At 45.9% G+C, this 20,024-nt stretch carries 17 protein-coding genes; 4 read left to right on the top strand and 13 right to left on the bottom strand.

All coding sequences use genetic code 11. From position 1 onward, the window contains the following. Window positions 1–2: 2 nt before the first annotated feature. The 4 genes from LG368_RS00890 to LG368_RS00875 all read right to left on the bottom strand — a co-directional run bounded on the left by LG368_RS00890 (window position 3) and on the right by LG368_RS00875 (window position 4,594). Window positions 3–1,058, bottom strand: coding sequence for an imelysin family protein (locus tag LG368_RS00890; RefSeq protein WP_226752850.1), 1,056 nt, complete (start codon window positions 1,056–1,058; stop codon window positions 3–5). Next, window positions 1,058–2,455 (bottom strand): di-heme oxidoreductase family protein, encoded by a 1,398-nt coding sequence (locus LG368_RS00885; RefSeq protein ID WP_226752849.1) that lies wholly within the window; start codon window positions 2,453–2,455, stop codon window positions 1,058–1,060. Before LG368_RS00885 ends, LG368_RS00890 begins: the two co-directional genes overlap by 1 nt. Before the next feature lie 123 nt (window positions 2,456–2,578). Beyond that, window positions 2,579–3,874, bottom strand: coding sequence for an imelysin family protein (locus LG368_RS00880; RefSeq protein WP_226752848.1), 1,296 nt, complete (start codon window positions 3,872–3,874; stop codon window positions 2,579–2,581). Between the two features lie 135 nt (window positions 3,875–4,009). Continuing rightward, a complete protein-coding gene (locus LG368_RS00875; protein WP_226752847.1) occupies window positions 4,010–4,594 on the bottom strand; it encodes a hypothetical protein in 585 nt (194 codons plus the stop codon). A 362-nt stretch (window positions 4,595–4,956) separates the two neighbouring features. Between LG368_RS00875 and LG368_RS00870 the strand changes: the two genes are divergently transcribed. Next, window positions 4,957–6,138, top strand: a complete 1,182-nt coding sequence (locus LG368_RS00870) for a BaiN/RdsA family NAD(P)/FAD-dependent oxidoreductase (RefSeq protein WP_226752846.1) — start codon at window positions 4,957–4,959, stop codon at window positions 6,136–6,138. A gap of 197 nt (window positions 6,139–6,335) precedes the next feature. On the opposite strand, the gene LG368_RS00865 is transcribed toward LG368_RS00870, so the two are convergent. Continuing rightward, entirely contained in the window at window positions 6,336–6,971 is a 636-nt protein-coding gene (locus LG368_RS00865; protein WP_226752845.1) for a hypothetical protein, read from the bottom strand. 466 nt (window positions 6,972–7,437) lie between these two features. Here LG368_RS00865 and LG368_RS00860 point away from each other — a divergent pair, with 466 nt between their 5' ends. Continuing rightward, window positions 7,438–7,743 carry a monooxygenase gene (locus LG368_RS00860; RefSeq protein ID WP_226752844.1) on the top strand — a complete coding sequence of 102 codons (306 nt, stop codon included), beginning with the start codon at window positions 7,438–7,440 and terminating at the stop codon, window positions 7,741–7,743. Between the two features lie 222 nt (window positions 7,744–7,965). Here the strand turns inward: LG368_RS00860 and LG368_RS00855 are convergent, their stop codons facing one another. From LG368_RS00855 to LG368_RS00830, 6 genes are all read right to left on the bottom strand, one after another. Further along, entirely contained in the window at window positions 7,966–9,690 is a 1,725-nt protein-coding gene (locus LG368_RS00855) for an ABC transporter substrate-binding protein (protein ID WP_226752843.1), read from the bottom strand. A 110-nt stretch (window positions 9,691–9,800) separates the two neighbouring features. Beyond that, window positions 9,801–10,073 (bottom strand): DUF2160 domain-containing protein, encoded by a 273-nt coding sequence (locus tag LG368_RS00850; RefSeq protein WP_226752842.1) that lies wholly within the window; start codon window positions 10,071–10,073, stop codon window positions 9,801–9,803. Between the two features lie 11 nt (window positions 10,074–10,084). Next, window positions 10,085–10,963, bottom strand: a complete 879-nt coding sequence (locus tag LG368_RS00845; protein WP_226752841.1) for a carbohydrate ABC transporter permease — start codon at window positions 10,961–10,963, stop codon at window positions 10,085–10,087. Between the two features lie 9 nt (window positions 10,964–10,972). Next, a complete protein-coding gene (locus LG368_RS00840) occupies window positions 10,973–11,842 on the bottom strand; it encodes a carbohydrate ABC transporter permease (RefSeq protein WP_226752840.1) in 870 nt (289 codons plus the stop codon). Continuing rightward, window positions 11,832–12,965, bottom strand: coding sequence for an ABC transporter ATP-binding protein (locus LG368_RS00835; protein ID WP_226752839.1), 1,134 nt, complete (start codon window positions 12,963–12,965; stop codon window positions 11,832–11,834). The genes LG368_RS00840 and LG368_RS00835 overlap by 11 nt, the downstream gene beginning before the upstream one ends. A gap of 2 nt (window positions 12,966–12,967) precedes the next feature. After that, on the bottom strand, window positions 12,968–14,056 hold the full coding sequence (locus LG368_RS00830; protein WP_226752838.1) for an ABC transporter ATP-binding protein: 1,089 nt from the start codon (window positions 14,054–14,056) through the stop codon (window positions 12,968–12,970). 307 nt (window positions 14,057–14,363) lie between these two features. Between LG368_RS00830 and LG368_RS00825 the strand changes: the two genes are divergently transcribed. Both LG368_RS00825 and LG368_RS00820 read left to right on the top strand, forming a co-directional pair. Next, window positions 14,364–16,388 carry a sigma-54-dependent Fis family transcriptional regulator gene (locus tag LG368_RS00825; RefSeq protein ID WP_226752837.1) on the top strand — a complete coding sequence of 675 codons (2,025 nt, stop codon included), beginning with the start codon at window positions 14,364–14,366 and terminating at the stop codon, window positions 16,386–16,388. 94 nt (window positions 16,389–16,482) lie between these two features. After that, complete coding sequence (locus tag LG368_RS00820; protein ID WP_226752836.1) at window positions 16,483–17,922, top strand: methyl-accepting chemotaxis protein; 1,440 nt, start codon at window positions 16,483–16,485, stop codon at window positions 17,920–17,922. A gap of 28 nt (window positions 17,923–17,950) precedes the next feature. Here LG368_RS00820 and LG368_RS00815 read toward each other — a convergent pair whose 3' ends face one another. Together LG368_RS00815 and LG368_RS00810 are read right to left on the bottom strand one after the other, a co-directional pair. Beyond that, a complete protein-coding gene (locus LG368_RS00815) occupies window positions 17,951–18,148 on the bottom strand; it encodes a CPXCG motif-containing cysteine-rich protein (RefSeq protein ID WP_226752835.1) in 198 nt (65 codons plus the stop codon). A gap of 145 nt (window positions 18,149–18,293) precedes the next feature. Continuing rightward, entirely contained in the window at window positions 18,294–19,934 is a 1,641-nt protein-coding gene (locus LG368_RS00810; RefSeq protein WP_226752834.1) for a GGDEF domain-containing protein, read from the bottom strand. Between the last annotated feature and the right edge of the window lie 90 nt (window positions 19,935–20,024).

Genomic DNA, 20,024 nt, shown 5'->3' with positions numbered 1-20,024 from the left:
GATTAATCTCCATCTCTGCTGTTAAAGCCAATTTGGAAGCCAAGGCTGGTGACCAAACTGGAAAGGTAGGTTTGGCTGTTGGAAATAGATTTCACTAAAGGTCTCGCCAGCTCAACGCGTTCTTCTTGCGTCATGCCTGTTTGGAAGAAGCCTTCTGGTAATTGCAAAGCCAGTTTGATGTTTTGCATCAGTTGTTCTTCGAGCTGCTGTGCAACATCTGGATTGGCCTGGCTGGCGATGTCATACAGTGATGGTGAGCCTGAATGGTATATCTCACGGTAAGACTGCAAGTTAGCTTGTATTGCCTTCAGAGGTAGCTCACTGCGGTAGAATTCCGCAAGTTTTAGGTTTTCGCGGGTGTTGTAGCCAATCGGTGTCTCTAACTTGGCATCTTTGACAGCAGACATGTGTTCGATCCACTGTTGTAAAAATTGTTCCAGTGCCATTCTTTCTGGATCAAAACTGTCGCCTTCTTCTTCAAATACCCAGTCCTGAGCTTTGCTTTCTTGCCATTGTTTCGCAACAGCAGAGGCGCTATCAAGATGATGCGCTGTCACTTTCTCTAATAATTGGCAATGCGTTGCAGACTGAGTAGGTTGAAAGTCAGGATGATAGAGTAGGCTTTCGATTGCCGTTAAGCCACGCACGGCGATACTGGCGGACGTCCAAAACTTTGGCGCATCCATCACTGCAGGGTCACCTTGAGCAAGCGCTCTTAGTTGACGTTGAGTCACGCCTTTTTTATCTGGCCAATACTCAAAGGCGTAATAACGCATAAAATAGGTAACAGGCCCAAAGTTCAACCATTGCATTCTTTGCCAATCCAGGGCATTGGCTTGAAAGGCGGATTTGGCTTCGTTTAGCGTTTCCTCAGACGGGTTGGCACACAAGGCCTGTGACGTTTGTTGCAGTGTCTGAGAAGAGTTCGCGTACTGAGCATACCCGTCTTTGATGATGTGCTCTGTTACACCGTTAAGGGGGCCTTCCCACTGCCCTGCAGAAGCAAAAATAGGGGCAGTGCTGAGGGCAAGGGCGATCAATGTTGGAACGTATTTCATTACAGCGACTCCAAAAAGTAAATGAGTGTATCTCTTTGTGTTTTATCCAATTGTTTATAAGCCTGTTGACTGTGTTTGGCTTCTCCGCCATGCCAAAGTATGGCTTCTTCGATTGTTCTTGCACGACCATCATGCAAGAAACCAACACGTCCTGATACGGAAGCAGACAGACCTATTCCCCATAATGGTGCTGTTCGCCATTCCCTTGGCGATGCAGAGAAGCTTGGAAAGCCACTGGCTAAGTCTGGACCCATATCGTGCAGAAGCATGTCGGTAAAGGGGTAAAAAGTTTTATTCTTTAAGGCAGTAAATGAAACCTGCTGTCCTGTTTTTTGCTTTGGCGTGTGGCAGCTAACACAACCGCTTTCTTCAAAAATAGTTTTGCCTTCTAAAAACCGCGAGGATTGCAGATTTCGCATAGAAGGCGGTTTTGACAAGGAAACAAACAGGTTAACAAGATACATTTGCTGCTTATCAATCTCTAGATTGTCTAAGTGTGGACTATTGCCATTAGGGCTTGTCATGCATTCCTGTTGAAGGTCTGTGCAATCTCCAGAAGCAAAAGGCAAATCGGGCGTTGAAAGCCCCATATCGATATTAAACGCTTGTTGGTTTTGCGCACTGACGCTGGGCGTAGAGGCTTTATAGCCGAAACGCCCAACAATCGCGGAGCCATCTGAAGAGGGTAACCAGCTAACACGACCACTGATGCCATCTTTGTCTAGATCCTGAGGGTCAGCACTGTTAATAATGCTGTCGTTGTCTATAGCGCCCAGCAAGCCCATTCCGACGAGTGGTGGCGCAACAAAGGTGGTTACTCCTGTTTTATCGTCAAGAGGCCCATAGTTAAGAGTGTCCCAATGCAGTGTCGGCTTGCGTAATGTTACTTGAGTGCCATCTGCCAAGGTTTCAATTTTTCTTGAATAGGTTAAATGGTAGTCTCCTTCAGGAGTAATCCCTGCTGAGCTTTGACTTTGCAGCTGGTGGCCATAACGCTTATCCCCTATCGCCGGATAAATGGTTTCGTCTAACGGCTCTTTATCCACTATTGCTAAATGAGAGGGGTAGGTTTTCCCAAATCGAATCAAAAAGGAAGGCACCGATGTGCCGCTGATATTAGCGTTGGGCGCATGTCCGCGACCATTATTGATATGGCAGCTGTGGCAAGAACGCGCGTTGTAAAGAGGCCCCAAGCCATCACTGGCGCTGGTTGAAGAGGGTGAGGGTACCCAGAATTTTTGAAATACCGCTTCGCCAATGGCGTAGTCTAATTTTTCATCGATAGAGATGTCTTTAAGTGGGGTGGAGTATTCGCTGGCAAAAGCCATTGCCTGAAAGCAAAAAAAGCCGACCATTAAGCCAGCATGACGAACCCAGTGAGAGGGTAAGCAGTTCATAATAAAACCACTTTGGTTAATTCAGTAAAAAACACATTTATTATCCTTGCTAATCTATAGATTATACAAAAATAAAAAAGGTTGCGCTCAGAGGCGCGCAACCTTTTTTTACACACCTAATGCTTATTCAAAAACAGCGCTTGGATTGTCAAGACTGTCAGATCCTTCTAGGGCGATGTTTTGAAGATTTAAGTGGTGAATCACATCTTCTGTTACACGAGTTTCATCAACCAAGGTATCTACGAAAGTTTGCACCAACTGGTTTCCTTGTGTGTTGTTCATAGCGATCAGCACATCAAATGTTTGGCCTTGAGCGGCTGCATCAACCATGGCTTGAGCCGCCATTTCTGTGCTGTTTAATTTTGTTTTCATTTCAGCATCAAGTTGCATATTGTCTTTGGATACTAACGAAGACAAAGAGGCTCCTTTTACCCAGCTACCATCAACGCGTTGGTATTCACCTAGGTAAACGTTTTTAATGCCTTTCACATCGTAGTAATGCGACCAGTGAGTGTTATCAGCAAAACAATCGTGCTCTTCTTCTGGATCATGAAGCATCAAACCTAGTTTGGTTCTTTCACCTGCAAGTTCACCGTATGCCAAGCTACCCATACCAGTTAGGATAGTAGACAAGCCTTGTTCTGGTGATTGCTCTAACAAAGCAACACGTGCAGCGCCACCTTGTTTCCAGTTATTGGCCATTTCTTCAAGGTCAGAAATAAGAAGATCGGTTGCTGCACTTAAGTAAGCACGGCGACGATCACAGTTACCGTTTGTACAGTTGTTTAGGTCATAATCGCTGGCTGGACGCTCACCTGCACCTGGGTTAGTACCGTAAAGGTCTTGACCCCATAATAAAAACTCAATCGCGTGGTAACCACTGGCAACGTTGGCTTCAATGCCGTCGGCTTCTTGCAAAGATTCAGAAAGAAGCTCAGGTGTGATATTGGTTGCATCAACTTTTTTACCACCAATCATCAAGCTTTTGGAAGCAATGACGTTAGCTGAGTAAAGCGGATTGATATCAGATTGTGTTCCGTAGCTATCCACTGAAACATAGTCAATCAAGCCTTCATCAAGCGGCCATGCATTCACTTTACCTTCCCAGTCATCAACAATGGCGTTACCAAAACGGTAAACTTCACTTTGTTGGTAAGGAACGCGTGAAGCAATCCATGCTGTTTTAGCTGCTTCAAGATTGGCTTCTGTTGGTTCAGCAAGGAAAGCATCGATAGAGGTACGCAAGTCAAGGGCTGTTGTTAAAGAATCTCCATATACGGCTTCAGCAATGTCAGCATAATGCACAACAACGGAATCTGCGCTTACAGCGGCGGACTCATTTTTCACTGTTGCTGTACCACATGCTGTCAAAAGCACACTTGATACACAGATAGCGATGGGGGTTAACAATCGTTTCATAGGTTTGACGCTCCGATCTAATATTAGGTAAGTACAATCATAGTATTAGAAGTGAAAACGATTATCAATAATAAGGAAGAAAAAAGCTTAAATGAAATTTTAAGCTAAGGTGTAGCGGAAGATATTGATGACTGATCAGTCGTTGCACTGATGGTGAAAGGTATTGCTCGAATTGTTGACCAGGCTATATTTGCAAGCGCTGTCCCTTAAAAGATTCGGCTTTTCCCAAGACACGCTCATGCTAACAGGCCGTGTGTCTTTGTAACTGGGGATGAAACGGTGTGCTGCGATCACATCAATATGACTATTCGGCCCAAGCTCAATAGAATTACCAATTAAACGTTGGCGTGTGTCGGCATTATAGAAAACATAGTCTGTGGTGTATTCAAGGTCACCGTTTTCGTGCAAGAAGTTAAGCCAAATCTTGCGATAGGTTTTTGCCGCTGAAGTTGGGTTCGATAACTGCAATTTGGTATAAATAATCTGCGGTATGGATAAGTTTGACTGTGCATTTTGACCAACAGTTAAATAGTTCGATTGTTGGCTTTGCCAAGGTAAGTGGTTACCAAATGAGACGTCGACAATTCGGATGGTTTCTGCAGCAAACCATGTGTTAACCAATTTAAAAAGATCCTTGGCTGGAGCATACAGTGCTAATACCATCACAATGAGAATTGCCATCTTGCGAGCAGAGTAGAAAGAATTTGTTTTCTCCATCATTTTAGTTTTCACTCTCTTTACTGTTTATTTGTACAGTACTGTATAAATAAACAGTCTTTTTGTACAGTATCATTGTTTTTTTTTTGATTTTTTTAACAACAAAATGCTTTTTACGCTTGATATTTATTTTTTTTGTGTTTCTGTAAAGAATGTTTGATTTCATGCAACTATATGAAAAACATGAATATTTTTATGATGCCCACAGGCTTTTTAACGGTTTTTGTGGACAAGATGAGAGTCTTCTTCTGTATGCCTTTTACCGCTACTCTTTATATCTTTTACTCTTATATAGTGCGTTGGGGTCATAGCATTAAAAAAGTGAGGCTCTATAATGGCGCCACTAATGTAAAGAGAGGTGAGTTGTGGATAAAGTCGACGTGATTGTGATTGGTGCTGGTGCATCTGGTTTGATGTGTGCCGCGACGGCAGGGTATCGAGGCAAGCGTGTTTTGGTATTGGACCACGCTAATAAAGCAGGCAAAAAAATTCTCATGTCGGGAGGAGGGCGCTGCAATTTCACGAACATGGACGCCGCGCCAAAACATTTTTTGTCTGACAATGCGTATTTTTGTATTTCGGCTCTAAAACGCTATTCACCGCAGGATTTTGTTGATCTCGTGGATCGTCATGGACTTGATTACATAGAAAAAACACCAGGGCAATTGTTTTGTGAACACTCTGCTAAAGACTTGTTGAGTATTCTTTTGACTGAGCTTGAGTGGTCTGGTGCTCAGCTGAAATTAAGCACCGACATTAAGCACATCGAGTTTCATGACGATTACACCCAGTTAACCACCAGCCAAGGCACTTTTCAATGCACGTCGCTTGTGGTTGCCACGGGGGGCTTGTCTATCCCAACCATGGGGGCAACGGGGTTTGGCTATGAGATAGCGAAGCAAATAGGCCATGATGTTCTTGCTACTCGTGCCAGCTTAGTGCCTATTACGATTCAGCCAGAGCGTAAAGCTCAGTTATCGACGTTATCAGGCATGGCGTGTGATACTGAGGTGTCATCCAATGGGGTAAGTTTTAAAGAACCTATGCTGTTTACACACCGCGGTGTAAGTGGACCAGCGATTTTGCAGATTACGAACTTTTGGCAACCAGGTGAAGCGCTTGCAGTGAATATTACACCGAATTTAACAGTGAATGATCTGAGTAAGATAAGACAAGACACCCCTAAAAAGAGTTATGAAAGCGTATTGTCCAACCTTTTACCTAAACGCTTAGTGGAACTGGTGAAAGAAGAGCATTCTTGGCTGAGTGAGCGCAGTGCGCAAATCTCTAATGAGCAGATTGAACAGTTGAATCACTACCTTTCTCATTTTGACATCAAGCCCAATGGTACGGAAGGTTATCGAACCGCAGAGGTTACCTTGGGTGGCGTGAATACCAACGAAATTTCTTCAAAAACCTTTGAGTCACAAAAACAGAAAGGCGTGTACTTCATCGGAGAAGTGCTCGACGTCACAGGTTGGTTGGGGGGGTATAATTTCCAGTGGGCCTGGGCCAGCGGTTACTGTGCAGGGCAGTATGTTGTGTGAATTCAGTGGGTGAATCCAACTAATTAAAACGAAAAGGATTTTCCACTTACAGATCTTTGAATAAAGGTTCAATCATTTGTACAAGTGGATTCCAAGAGGGTGATTCATCCACGTGAGAAGAGCTATATAAAAGCCGCAGGCGCTCTTGGATCCGCTATAAATTCTCATATAGAAGGTATGTCAGAGGCAAGTAAACACTAGTTCCAACCGCTTTTACTTATGCTGACATTCGCGTTGACCATAAAATCGCGGTCATCTACATCAACGGTGAATGCTACTTTTGATTGAGGTTGGTTTTCAATTTTTGTCCCGTTAAGAATCACGCTTCCGTCTTCACCATATACGGCGCGATAAACGATGCTGTAGCCGGTGTTTTTCCGTACATTTTCAAAGTCTGAGTGAATGATATTAGTCACTTGGTCGCCTCTGGTGATAGTGAATACAGGGGTGGTAGAAGCGTTGGGGAAATAATAGTTTCTCGGTCCAGTCACGTGTACGTTATTAATGGTGATGGCCACGATGTCATTGTAAGAAGGGGCGTTTTTTCTGTCTGCTACTCTCGTATTTAGCTCGCCCTTGATGTTTTCTAACCTGTTTAGGTTATCAATCAGCTTTTGTTTGTCAGAGGCCACTTTTCTTTTTGACATTGATACTTTCAGTGTATTTGGGATGCTGTGCTTAATGCCTGTGCGTTCATTTAACTCCTCTACTAAGTCCTCATTCATTTCTCTAAGGGTGCTGTTGCCCTGTTTGCTAAGATCATCTGCGTTCGCATTTAGTGATGTTAAGAGCAGTAAAGTCGTTAAAACAGTGCCAGTATGTAAAAACGCCATGTTTGATCCCTTCGCTTTATGATTGAAATTATGTGCTGAACGTTCAATTATACTGAATTTTTTATCATGTTAAGCCAGAATAAACTTGCCAGGAAAATACGATCAACAATAAGCAACGACTAGTCCCGCAAATCCAGACTCTTAAAGACCATGTTGAGTCAGTACCTACCGTTAACCTCATTAGATGAACCTCGACTGAAAATTGACTAAACGCACAACATCTATGGTTAATCCGGTTTTTGCAAGAAAAACCTGGAAGAGGGCGAATGACTGCTTCCCATGAGGTTCGTCTTCTCAAGAAGCGCCCTAGAGTAGACAAGCAGCCCATTCGAACGGAATACGTCAAAGCTAGTAGTAGAGCACTCGTCTCGGATCAATAGACCTTTGAAAAAATAAACAGACAAACGCTATAATCGCGTTTATGGCACGGACTACTACCCGTTTTACAACACAATAGGAGCAAAGCATGAGAAAATTATTACAGGTTGATTTTGATTTCGCAGGACCTTTTGGTGAAGAAATGTCCAATGCTTTAGTTGGGTTGGCTGAATCCATTAATAATGAGCCTGGCTTTATTTGGAAAGTGTGGACGGAAAATCAAGCGAACCAAGTCGCTGGTGGCATTTACTTGTTTGAAGATGAAGTATCAGCGAACGCTTACCTTGAGATGCACACTGCCCGTTTAAAAGAAATGGGCGTGAAAGAAGTGCGTGGTCAGATCTTTGATGTTAACACACCATTATCTACTATTAACAAAGCTCCCGTCGCTTAATCTTCCCTAAGCTATAGTAGTTAAGTAAAAGGTTCTGCGGGATATGTGGTGGATAAATAAAGTGGCAGGGCCTACTAAGTTGATGTCTAAAATGATTGTGAATGGACCACCGTCAATAAAAAACCTCGGCACATGGCCGAGGTTTTATACTGCCTGATAAAAGCGGTCAATAAGACAGGCTAGAACGCCTAACCGTCTGTCATGACCGCTTAATCAAGCGGTTTATTCCCAAGAACGTAATAGCGCATCGTAAGACACGGTCACGCCTTGAGGTTTCTCGTTAGACAATTTCGCTTTCGGTGCGCCCGGTTGCGCTAACCAGTAAGCTTCGTCGCGAGGCGTGTTGAGTTTAGGACCACACAAAGGCTGTACCTTAGCGCGTTCCAAACGCATCATCACTTTATCCTGTGCTTCTGCCAAACCATTCAACGCTTCTTGAGGTGTGGCTTCGCCGCTGGCGGCTTGAGAAATGTACTGCCACCAAAGTTGCGCTAGCTTAGGATAATCTGGCACGTTGATCCCAGTCGGTGACCACTGCTTACGCGCTGGCCCCTTGTAGAATTCCACCAAACCACCCAGCTTAGGTGCGGCTTCTGCCATTTCCGGTGAATTGATATCTGACTCACGAATCGGCGTTAAGCCAACCAAAGTTTTTTGCAACGACACTGTTTTTGCCGTGGTGAACTGGGCGTACAACCAAGCAGCAAGACGACGATCGGTTGGCGTTGAATTCATAAAGGTCCAGGCGCCTACGTCCTGATAGCCTTTTTTCATGCCTTCTTCCCAGTATGGCCCAACCGGCGATGGCGCCATACGCCATTTTGGCGTGCCGTCTTCGTTTACCACAGGCAAGCCTTTGGTCGTCATGTCCGCCGTAAACGCGGTGTACCAGAAAATTTGCTGAGCCACGCCGCCTTGCGCTGGCACAGGGCCAGATTCAGAGAAGGTCATGCCTTGTGCTTCTGGTGGCGCATACTTACGCAGCCATTCAACGTATTTCGTTGTTGCATACACGGCAGCAGGGCCGTTTGTTGCACCGCCACGAGACACACTGGAACCCACCGGTGAACACGCGTCTTTAATACGAATACCCCATTCGTCAACCGGCAAACCGTTTGGTGTGCCTTTATCGCCAGCGCCAGCCATAGAGAACCAAGCATCGGTGAAACGCCAGCCTAAAGATGGGTCTTTTTTACCATAATCCATGTGGCCGTATACCGGTTCGCCATCGATCGTTTTGACTTTATCGGTAAAGAATTCCGCGATGTCTTCATAGGCCGACCAGTTCACAGGCACACCGAGGTCGTAGCCGTAAATGGATTTAAACTTCGCTTTCAAATCGTCACGGGCAAACCAATCCGCACGGAACCAGTACAAGTTAGCGAACTGCTGCGTTGGCAATTGGTAAAGCTTACCGTCTGGGCCAGTGGTAAAGTCCAAACCGATGAAATCCGCCAAATCCAACGTAGGGGAGGTCACATCTTTGCCATCGCCAGCGATCATGTCTGAGATAGGCACGACTTTACCGTAACGGAAATGCGTACCGATCAAGTCAGAGTCATTCACGTAGGCATCGTAAATATTACGACCGGATTGCATTTGAGTTTGCAGCTTTTCAACCACATCGCCTTCTTGGATCAAGTCGTGATTGACCTTGATCCCAGTGATTTCTTCAAAGGCTTTTGCAAGCACTTGAGATTCGTATTTATGCGTTGTGAGCGTTTCAGACGCCACATTGATTTCCATACCACGGAAACGTTCCGCCGCGTCAGTAAACCACTGCAGTTCATCAAGCTGTTGTTGCTTAGTCAGTGTGGACGCAGCGAATTCGGTGTCTACCCATTTTTCTGCGGCATCAGAATACGCATCGGCCCACAGCGTGGCAGAGTGCATCATAACGGCAAAAGGTAAGGCGGCGAGTGCAATTTTTTTCTTATTGTAGTGCATGAAATACCTCAACAAAGTTTCGTGTTTCTTTTGGTTTTAAACGTGTGCTTCCGTGCAAGACAGTCCATAGGTTGTAACAAGTCATCGATTTTCAGTGATGAAAATATGACCTAACCCCAGCGCATCAGGATCACCATCCAGAAAGCGCACATCACGGTCGCGACCGCAATGTTGACATCCGTTAAAGCAACGAATGCGAGGTGGATAAAAGCACTGCTTAGCAGGCCAATAAATAAGCGATCCCCACGGGTCGTCGCCAATGGCAAAAAGCCACGGCGTTCAATCGTCGGTGAGATAATCTGCCAAGTGGTCATACCGACCAAGATCACTCCGATGCCAATAAAAAACAGCGCAGTGGGTAATGTCCAAGACATCCAAGCCATGATAATTCCCCTTATACTCGGCCAAGGGCAAAGCCCTTCGCGACATGGTTACGAACAAAATAAATCACCAACATACCTGGAATGATGGTTAAGACCCCGGCCGCCGCCAACAAGCCCCAATCCATACCCGATGCAGAGACAGTACGGGTCATAATAGCGGCAATCGGTTTAGCCTCGACCGAGGTCAGAGTGCGTGCCAGCAAGAGCTCTACCCATGAAAACATAAAGCAGAAAAACGCCGTTACGCCGATCCCAGAGCGAATCAAAGGAATGAAAATGCGCACAAAGAACTTTGGAAATGAGTAACCGTCAATGTAGGCGGTTTCATCAATTTCACGGGGCACACCGCTCATAAAACCTTCCAAGATCCACACCGCCAGTGGCACGGTAAAGATACAATGGGCCAGCGCCACAGCAATGTGGGTGTCGAATAAGCCCACAGAAGAGTAGAGCTGAAAGAAAGGCAGTAAGAACACCGCAGGCGGTGCCATACGGTTAGACAGTAGCCAGAAAAACATGTGCTTATCGCCAATAAACTTATAACGACTAAACGCATAGGCCGCCGGTAACGCCACCAGCAAACTGATGATCATGTTCATCGACACATAGAGAATGGAATTCAAATAGCCCATGTACCAGGTCGAATCACTGAAAATCTTCGCGTAGTTTTCTAGGGTGAAATCCGCAGGGTAAAAAGACAGACCACTGAGGATTTCCGTGTTGGTTTTGAACGACATGTTCACTAACCAATAAATCGGCAACAGCAATAACACCAGGTACAGCACCAGACCGAAACGACCGCGTAGCGTTGCATTTCGAGCTTTACGCTCAGCACGGCTGTGCACCGGTGCTTGCTGTTTATGAGCAATAGGGGTGGAAGAGTGCGTCATGATTCGCTCCTACTTGTCTTTTTGCATGTTCATAATGGTGGTGTAGAACACCCAACATACGAGCAGAATGATTAAGAAATACACCAGCGAGAACGCCGCCGCAGGGCCTAGGTCAAATTGACCGATGGCTTGTTGAACCAAAGACTGACTCAAAAACGTGGTTGAGCTGCCAGGGCCACCGCCGGTCAATACAAAGGGTTCGGTGTAAATCATGAAGGAGTCCATAAAGCGTAGCAGCACACCGATGATCAACACATTGGTCAATTTAGGCAACTGAATGTAACGGAACACCGCCCAGCGTGAGGCCTGGTCGATGCGCGCGGCTTGGTAATAGACTTCAGGGATGGCGCGTAACCCTGAGTAGCACAAGAGCGCCACCAAAGGGGTCCAATGCCAGACATCCATCAGAACCACGGTCAACCAAGCGTCGGTCGGATCAGACGCGTAGTTATAATCCACACCAATGCCGCTCATAAAGGCACCGAACAAGCCGATGTCTGCGCGACCGAAAATCTGCCAAATGGTGCCTACAACGTTCCATGGGATCAGCAAAGGAATGGCCACCAAGATTAACGCTAACGACGCGCCTCGACCTTTGGTTGGCATCATCAAAGCCACACAAATACCCAATGGCACTTCAATGGCTAAGATAGTAAAAGAGTACAAAAATTGACGTAACAAGGCTTCATGCAGACGGCTGTCGAGCATGACTTGTTTGAACCATTCCGTACCCACAAAGTAGCGCGTATAAGGATCAAAGATATCCTGTACCGAATAGTTCACCACCGTCATCAAAGGAATGATGGCAGAAAAGGCAACGATCAGGAAAACGGGCATCACAAGGAACCATGCCTTGTTGTTCTCGACTTTAGTTTGCATGGTGGATCTCCTCGGTTTGATTAACGGCCGGTTCGGTCATATTGACGAGATAGTCGTCCACATACACCTTGGTCCATTGTTCCGGAAAGCTCACATAAATTTGCCCTGAAGGGATGGCTTGGTCTTCGCTTAAACGCGCTTTCATGGTTTGGCCATTGAACAAGAAAGACAAAATCTTATAGGTGCCTAGGTCTTCAATAAAATCCACATCGACTTTAAACGCATCATCATTTTTGCCTTCCCAGACATGCACAAACTCTGGGCGAATGCCGACGGTGATTTTCTTTGCCGGTAGGTTCTTTAGGCGAGACAGCATGGCGTCGCTGGTGGCGATTTCGTGCTCGCCAAAGCGGAGCGTGTCGTTCAATTCCACCTCGAAAAAGTTCATGCCTGGGCTGCCAATAAAGTAACCGACAAAAGTGTGTGCGGGTTCTTCAAACAATTCACGAGGGGTGCCAAATTGGACAATTTGACCTTGGTACATCACCGCAATTTTATCGGCGAATGTGGACGCTTCGAGCTGATCGTGGGTCACATACACCATAGTGATGTTAAATTGCTCGTGGATTTGCTTGAGTTTGCGACGCAATTTCCATTTAAGCTGTGGATCGATGACGGTTAATGGTTCGTCGAACAAAATCGCCGACACATCGTCACGCACCAGGCCGCGTCCCATGGAGACTTTTTGTTTCTGATCCGCCGACAAACCTTTGGCTTTGCGTTTGAGTTGGTCGGACAATTCCAAGATGTCAGCCACTTCAAACACTTTGGATTTGATTTTGTGTTCCGGCACGCCAATGTTGCGCAGCGGGAAAGCAAGGTTATCAAACACCGTCATGGTGTCGTACACCACGGGGAATTGGAAAACCTGAGCGATGTTGCGCTCCTCGGGTTTGAGTTCGTTAACGCGCTTGCCATCAAACAAGACTTCGCCATCAGAGGGCTCTAATAACCCTGAAATAATGTTCAAAAGAGTCGATTTACCACAACCAGAAGGGCCAAGTAGGGCAAAGGCACCGCCTTGTTCCCATTCGTGGGTCATCTCACGAATCGCATAGTCTTCTGGACGCGTTGGGTTATCTGAGTAAGTGTGCGCTAAGGCGTTGAGTGTAATAGCGGCCATGATTATTGCTCCCTCATTCGTGCTGGGGAATGCACCATTGTGCCGTTTGCATCAAAGGCATACAGCTTGTGCGTGGGGAAATACACCTTGATTTCTTGGTCCACGTGATAGGCGTGGACCCCCGAAAGGTGCAAAACCAAATCGAAATGCGGGTTATGGACGTGCAAAAAGGTTTCTGATCCGCTGATTTCAGCAAGGTCAACACGCACCGGTAACTCCAGATCGTCATCCGCATGGGGGACTAAGCCAATGTGTGAGGCGCGCACGCCAAATTGATATTCACCGGGCGACAGACGGCGCAGATCGTTGTTCAAACGAAAGTGAACGGTATCGTCAAAGGTGACTTCTTCTTCGCTGACACGACCCGGCACCACGTTAATAGGCGGTTCAGAAAACATCTCGGCGGTGATGATGTTTTTTGGCTGGTGGTAAACCTCAGCGGTGGGGCCCATTTGCAACAAACGGCCTTCGTTGAGTACCGCGGTGTTGCCGCCTAATGCAAGAGCTTCGTTGGGCTCGGTGGTGGCATAGATCGCAATGCAATTACGTGCTTTAAACAATGCACGCAATTCTTGACGCAGTTCTTCGCGCAGCTTGTAATCTAGGTTAACTAGGGGTTCATCGAATAAGATGATTTGCGAATCTTTCACCAAGGCGCGTGCCATAGCGGTACGCTGTTGCTGACCACCCGATAATTGCAAAGGCAAGCGATCGAGAAAAGGATCAATGCGCAGCATGGTGGCGGTTTCACGTACTCGACGATCGACTTCTTTTTCATCCATATTGGCCAGACGAAGCGGTGACGCGATGTTTTCGTAAACGGTGAGGTTGGGGTAGTTGATGAACTGTTGATACACCATGGAAATATTGCGTTCACGCACCGGCATACCGGTTACGTCGACGCCATTCATGAGAATCTTTCCCTTGGTGGGTCGGTCAAGACCGGCCATAAGGCGCATCAGCGTGGTTTTACCGGACAAGGTGCGTCCGAGCAAAACATTGAAGGAGCCGGGTTCTAGGGTCAAATTGACCTCATCAATCCACGTCTCGCCTTCAACAACGCGCGATACATTCTGCAGCGTTAAAGACATTGTAAGTACCTTTTTTGTTGTTATTTTGTAATCTCGTTGCTCAAGATGTGTACATAAATGAACACGTTCAGCGAACAAGTTATGCTTAAATACAATACAAAACCTATGCCAAAATAATCCAAACGCATAAAGTTGAGGTTAAATAACTGATATATAACAATTATTTAACCTTATTAAGATAAAAGTCAGTGTGTTCGTTATCGAAAAGGGGGTGTTCAGACGTGTTCAAAGTGTTTACAGTTTGTTGATCAATATGAACATTTCATGCACGTCTTACTTATCAGGTGACGGTGCAGAGGAGTCGGTAATGCCAAAAGAAGAACAAAAACAGATCAATGAACATGAATTGCACACTGAGTCACACAAAGAACGCATTCAGGCGTCTTGGTATCGTTGTGAGCAGTTTGGTCTGGATCACACCAGCCAGCCCGATTTTGCCACCTTAGGAAAGGGGACGCTCAATGACTTGGTGGATCAGCATCGTAGTTTACTTGAGACCACAGAAAATGAAGTGTTGCCCTATTATGAAAATATTCTGAGCAACTCTGCTTGCATGATTGTTTTGGCAGATCGTCAAGGTCATGTCTTGAATACCTGGGGGCAGCCACGTTTTGGCAGTGCCGCAGAGCACGGTTTAGTGGGGGGCAATCAGTGGACTGAAAAGGGCGTGGGCACCAACGCGATTGGTACGGCGTTGATGACGGGTGAAGCCATACAGGTGGGGCGAGACGAACACTACCTTCGCGCGAACCGTTTTATGGTCGGTTCCGCATCGCCCATTTACAACACAAAAAACGACCTTGTCGGCGTGCTCGACATTTCTTCCGACGCCTATTTACCGCAGGATCATACGTTCGGCATGGTAAAGCTCATGTCGTTGAGTGTTGAAAATAGACTGATTTTTTCCGCGTTTCAGCAAGAGTACTTTATCCTCAGTTTTAATACCAATGTGGTCAGTTTGGACAGTCATTGGTCGGGTATTTTGGTGCTCGATGAAAACGGCACCATTGTCTCGGCCAATCGCCGTGCTGAAGTGGTGCTGGCGCGGGATTTGGCCTTGCTTAATATCAATCAAATTTTTGATATCGAAATGCGTGAAATCAAACACCACCCCGTCAGTTTGCCGCTGAAACTGATGGCCATGGGGCGTTACCAATTCTACGTCAAAGTCATTCCGCCGACACAGCAAGTGATGCGTGTTCCAGATTTTCGTCATCACAGTGAGTATGTTGCGCCATCGCCACAGTCCAGTATAGGAACAGCGAAAACGGGTGACGCTGTCAAAACGAGCGCCCCTGTTAAGGCGAGTGCCCCTGTTAAGACGAGTGCCTCCTTGCCAGAAAATGTTATTCCACTTGATGAATTGCATCACGGTGATGAGCGTGTTGAGCGCCTTGTGCGTCAAGCCCATAAGATTATGGAAAAAGACATCCCTATTTTGATTCATGGGGAAACAGGCGCAGGCAAAGAAATCTTTGTACGCAGTTTGCATTACCACAGTTCTCGCGCCAAGGAGATGCTGGTGGCGGTGAATTGCGCAGCGATTCCAGCCGAACTGGTGGAGTCAGAGTTATTTGGTTATGAAAAAGGCGCGTTTACCGGCGCACAAAATCGTGGCTCCATTGGCTTAATACGTCGGGCTCATCGAGGGACGTTATTTTTAGATGAAATTGGCGAAATGCCCATGGCGGTACAGTCGCGTTTGTTGCGTGTGTTACAAGAGCGCGTGGTGACACCTTTGGGTTCAACAGAGACCTATCCCGTGGATATTAAGTTGATCTCAGCGACCAATCGTCATTTAAAAGAAGAGATCAAAAGTGGTCAATTCAGACAAGATTTGTATTACCGTATTTCAGGGCTAAACATAGAATTACCGGCCTTGCGAAAGCGGGCAGACAAGGCGGCTTTGATCCGTTATTTGCACAAACGCTTACGTTTTGAAGAGCCTGGTCCCGACTTATCGCCGAAGATGCTTGATCTTCTGGTCAGTCACCCTTGGCCAGGGAACATGCGACAGTTGGCACATGTATTAAAGGTTGGCATGGCAATGGCCGATGAAGAAGTATTGGAAGAGTGGCATTTGCCGGACGACTTTTTCGATGATCTAGAGGCAATGGCGTCATCGCCTGAACAGACACAGGATAGGATTCCCTCAACAGCAACAGAAGCGACCCTAGGTCGAGGGTCAGAAGGGGTTGAAGCCCCCTTAGAAGAAATGATTCCGTATTTATTAGGCAAGTTTAAAGGCAATGTGACGCAAACGGCCAAGGCCGCAGGCGTCAGTCGCAATACGGTTTATAAATACGGCAAATTAAAAAATACGCTAAATTAGTCAGATTAGTTTCGCGTACACAACAGTGGGTAATACTATGTCAAGATCGCAAGAACGTACGTAAAAAAATGATTTGTTCGTTTATCGAACATTAATGGCGCAAGTGCCAATACTGCTGGTGAGTGGGTTGATCGGTGAGCAGTTGTTTTCCTTCACGCTGTTTGCGTCGGTTTTTCTCGCGGTGGCGACACAGCTGGCCTACAGCTTGTTTAAAGGTCAACTGGCGTTTTCGGTGTTGGCTGGCATATTGATGATGGTTGTGTCTTCTCTGTTGATTCAAAGCCAATACGGTTTAACAGAGATGCACTTTCATATTTTTGCTTCCATGGTGGTGTTGCTTATCTACCACAAATGGCAACCGATTATTGCCGCCTTGGTCACCACCGCTTTGTATCACGTGGTGTTTATGTACGTGCAAATGGCGAATGTGCACGTGGGTGACATGCCCATCATGGTTTTCTCAGGCCACCACAATATGAATTTAATGCTGGTTCATTGCTTGTTTGCCACTGCAGAGGCGGGTGTCTTGATTTACATGGCGCACCTTATGACAAAAGCGTCTTCCAGTAACAATAAAGTGGCGTCTGCTATTGAGCAGGTGTCGAAAGAAAATGATCTGTCGGTTCGCGTGCCAAACCCTTCCTCTTCAGCGGAATATGCGCTTAATCAATTGCTTGATACTCTGTCTTCGCTGTTTGGTGATTATCAGAGAATTGCGGCGACATTAACTCAATCAAGTGATCAAATTAGTTGTGTTGCTGACAGGGCAAACGCGAGTGTGGAGCAAAGTAAGCACCGTTCAATAGAGACGGCTTCTGCCACAGAAGAAGTGTCGCAGTCCATGAAGTCTGTGGCTCAGAGCAGCTTGGAGTCAGCAGACATTGTGGGTGCGTTAGAGAAAGAAATTATTGAGGATCAACAACAAGCCTTGACCATCATGAAAGACATGGAGTTATTGTCAGACGACACCAAGCGTGTATCGGATTCGCTTCAAGCTCTGACGTCGGATGTTAATGCCATCACGTCGTTGCTGCAGTCGATTCGAAGCATTTCAGAGCAAACCAATTTGCTGGCTTTGAACGCGGCAATTGAAGCGGCTAGGGCAGGCGAAACCGGTCGAGGTTTTGCGGTGGTGGCGGACGAAGTCAGAGCCTTGGCGTCCCGTTCGAGTCAATCAACAGATGACATTGAGAAGGTGTTAGAGCGACTGAATGCCAGCGTCGCAAACACGGTCACGTCGATGGAATCGGGGCAGAAAAGAACGCAGCTCAACGTCGAGCACGCATTGACCATTTCTAATGGCCTAAATAAACGAGCAGAAGACGTCAGTGCCATCGCGGTGAGCAGTCAGACAGTAGCGCAAAGCACTCTTGAGCAAGATAAGGTGGTTGCGTTGATCAGTCAAAAAGTGACCGAAAATGCGGACACTATCCAAGTCTTGTTTGATTTAATGACGGAGTTAGCACAAAGTCGAAATGATGTGAACCGGGTGACGCAGGAGTACCAAGAAAAAGCCCGTCTGTTTAAAATATAAACAGACGTTAGGGCGGCCGTAAGGCGAGTCAATAGGTCTCGTTTTCAGAATGCACATAGAGTGTCTGTGTGCCTTCAAAATCCACATCGATATGAAACACAATTGGGCGACAGCAAACTTGGCAATCTTCAATGTATTCCTGGTTGTCGTCCATGGGTTCAATAATGACGTCGATGTCTTCCCCACAGTAAGGGCAGTTGATACTTTCTTCAGTTAATCCGGTCATAGCGTGTCCTTAATGGGATGTTATTGCCTTAGTTGTGCGTTTATTTGAACGCTGGCTCTTTAGAACGTAGCAAATACACATTTGGATTGCCTGCCTCTTAGTCTTTCAAATCTCTTCGGACCATACAGCCCATTCAGGTAACACGTTAGCTTGTCTTTAGAGGGCCAATTTTTTCAGCAATCACTGCGCTACGGCTCACCCAGACTTGATTTCGACCTTTATTTTTCGGCTGCTTCAACGCTTTTTGGGCGTAACTTAATACGGTTTCAGGGGAGTCGTCTGGGTCAATAAAGAAGGCCAGCCCCACCGAGACAGTAATATTAAGCGATACATTGTAGTATTTGGACACGAAAGGTTTTTTCTGAACAAAGGCTTGTATTCGTTTTACCAAAGACAACACCTCGCAAGGCGTCAAGTTGTCGGTGCAAATAACAAAGTCGTCGAGGTGATGTCGAGCGGTAAACAGGGTCTTGTGTTTGCAGATGTGTCGAAGCACTTCCCCCATCCAAGTGATCAGCAGATTTCCCACATCGCGGCCATGGGTGTCGGTGATTTTTTTAAACAAATCCACGTTAATCATCATGATGCTTAATGGTGTTGTATGCTTGGTGCTGCGCCATTGGCTGTGCAGCTTATCGCTGTATAAATCGTAACCTCTTTGATTATTAAGGCCGCTCAATTCGTCGTGTAAAATTTCCTTCGATGCGATTTCTAAATCATCAGAAATAGAGGCAAGGTTGGTTTCCATGTTCAATAGTTGAGACTGCTGCGCTTCAATAATCGCCTGTTGCTCTTCAATGACTTTGGACTGTCTTTCAATAAAGTCACGGGTTGAAAGTTGCATCGACTTTATGTTGGAAAAGACCGCTTCTTTAAGTTGCTCTATGGTGCACTCACTTTTACTGAAGGACTCAAGGTCTTTCAAATGCTGATCAAATTCGGTTTCAAAGTCCCCCAAAAACGATAAAGATTTATCATTCACATTGTTACTGTTTTGTATCTTGGTCGACATGAACTTGAAGTAGTGCGCTAGGTTACCTAAATACTCTTTGTCTTTTTCAACGCGCTTATCGTTTAAGCGATGCATTGACCAGGATAGGCGTGACAATATGTCCATGGACTGAAAAAATTTGGTTTTGCCTTCGTGTATTTTCAGGCCAATGATTTCTTCTCGAATGGCTTGGATGTCGCTGTTCTTTGGGTTTTCTCGACAAAGGATGCTGCTTAACCTGTCTAAATCAACACCAAGGCGATTAGTGGCAATGACGATGTCAGCGTGCATGATTTTTTCAACGCCTTCTGAGTACAGGCTGGGTAAGAGGCTTTTCCCGCCGTAGCTCGCTTCCATCGCCGAGCTGACGGCAATGGAAATGTCTTGTGAGATGTGTGCGATTTGATCGAGTGCTTCGTGTGTTGACAACTCACCTGAAAGAAACTGCGATTTTAATGACAAGATAGTGCGTTCTTGGTGTTTATTGAAGATTCGTTTATCAAAGGATTCAAAGTTTTTTGCCAGCGCCGTGATCGCCTTAGTAACGTCTTTTTTGTCTTCTTTGATACCGTCTTTTATTTGTCCAGAAACAATGATGAGCTGCGAATAAATCGCTTTCATATTTTCTGACGCCAATAACCCATTGCATGAGCTAATAGCCTTATCAATTGAGGGGGCAAGGCTTGGGTGCAATTCTTTTAAGGGGGTTAAGATCGCGTAAACCCCTTCTAGCATGATGGTGCTTTTTGCTTGCTCGCTAAAAGCATGTGGCTTTTTTGTTGTGGGTTTCGTCATTGGATACACATAAACCTGGTCAATCGTTATCGTGGTATTCGATTTTTAGAAATAAAATCAAGATAATATAAGAAAAGCTTAAGAGCAAAA

The sequence above is a fragment of the Marinomonas algarum genome (assembly GCF_020532605.1).
Taxonomy (GTDB): domain Bacteria; phylum Pseudomonadota; class Gammaproteobacteria; order Pseudomonadales; family Marinomonadaceae; genus Marinomonas; species Marinomonas algarum.
The sequence above is the reverse complement of the archived record's forward strand: the minus strand, read 5'-3'. Positions and strand labels throughout refer to the sequence as shown.

Coding starts and splice junctions, on each gene's coding strand:
- LG368_RS00825 (WP_226752837.1), top strand. CDS start 14,364: ATGCCAAAAGAAGAACAAAAACAGATCAATGAACATGAATTGCACACT.
- LG368_RS00850 (WP_226752842.1), bottom strand. CDS start 10,073: ATGGCTTGGATGTCTTGGACATTACCCACTGCGCTGTTTTTTATTGGC.
- LG368_RS00830 (WP_226752838.1), bottom strand. CDS start 14,056: ATGTCTTTAACGCTGCAGAATGTATCGCGCGTTGTTGAAGGCGAGACG.
- LG368_RS00855 (WP_226752843.1), bottom strand. CDS start 9,690: ATGCACTACAATAAGAAAAAAATTGCACTCGCCGCCTTACCTTTTGCC.
- LG368_RS00885 (WP_226752849.1), bottom strand. CDS start 2,455: ATGAACTGCTTACCCTCTCACTGGGTTCGTCATGCTGGCTTAATGGTC.
- LG368_RS00840 (WP_226752840.1), bottom strand. CDS start 11,842: ATGCAAACTAAAGTCGAGAACAACAAGGCATGGTTCCTTGTGATGCCC.
- LG368_RS00860 (WP_226752844.1), top strand. CDS start 7,438: ATGAGAAAATTATTACAGGTTGATTTTGATTTCGCAGGACCTTTTGGT.
- LG368_RS00865 (WP_226752845.1), bottom strand. CDS start 6,971: ATGGCGTTTTTACATACTGGCACTGTTTTAACGACTTTACTGCTCTTA.
- LG368_RS00880 (WP_226752848.1), bottom strand. CDS start 3,874: ATGAAACGATTGTTAACCCCCATCGCTATCTGTGTATCAAGTGTGCTT.
- LG368_RS00890 (WP_226752850.1), bottom strand. CDS start 1,058: ATGAAATACGTTCCAACATTGATCGCCCTTGCCCTCAGCACTGCCCCT.
- LG368_RS00820 (WP_226752836.1), top strand. CDS start 16,483: ATGGCGCAAGTGCCAATACTGCTGGTGAGTGGGTTGATCGGTGAGCAG.
- LG368_RS00815 (WP_226752835.1), bottom strand. CDS start 18,148: ATGACCGGATTAACTGAAGAAAGTATCAACTGCCCTTACTGTGGGGAA.
- LG368_RS00810 (WP_226752834.1), bottom strand. CDS start 19,934: ATGACGAAACCCACAACAAAAAAGCCACATGCTTTTAGCGAGCAAGCA.
- LG368_RS00845 (WP_226752841.1), bottom strand. CDS start 10,963: ATGACGCACTCTTCCACCCCTATTGCTCATAAACAGCAAGCACCGGTG.
- LG368_RS00875 (WP_226752847.1), bottom strand. CDS start 4,594: ATGATGGAGAAAACAAATTCTTTCTACTCTGCTCGCAAGATGGCAATT.
- LG368_RS00835 (WP_226752839.1), bottom strand. CDS start 12,965: ATGGCCGCTATTACACTCAACGCCTTAGCGCACACTTACTCAGATAAC.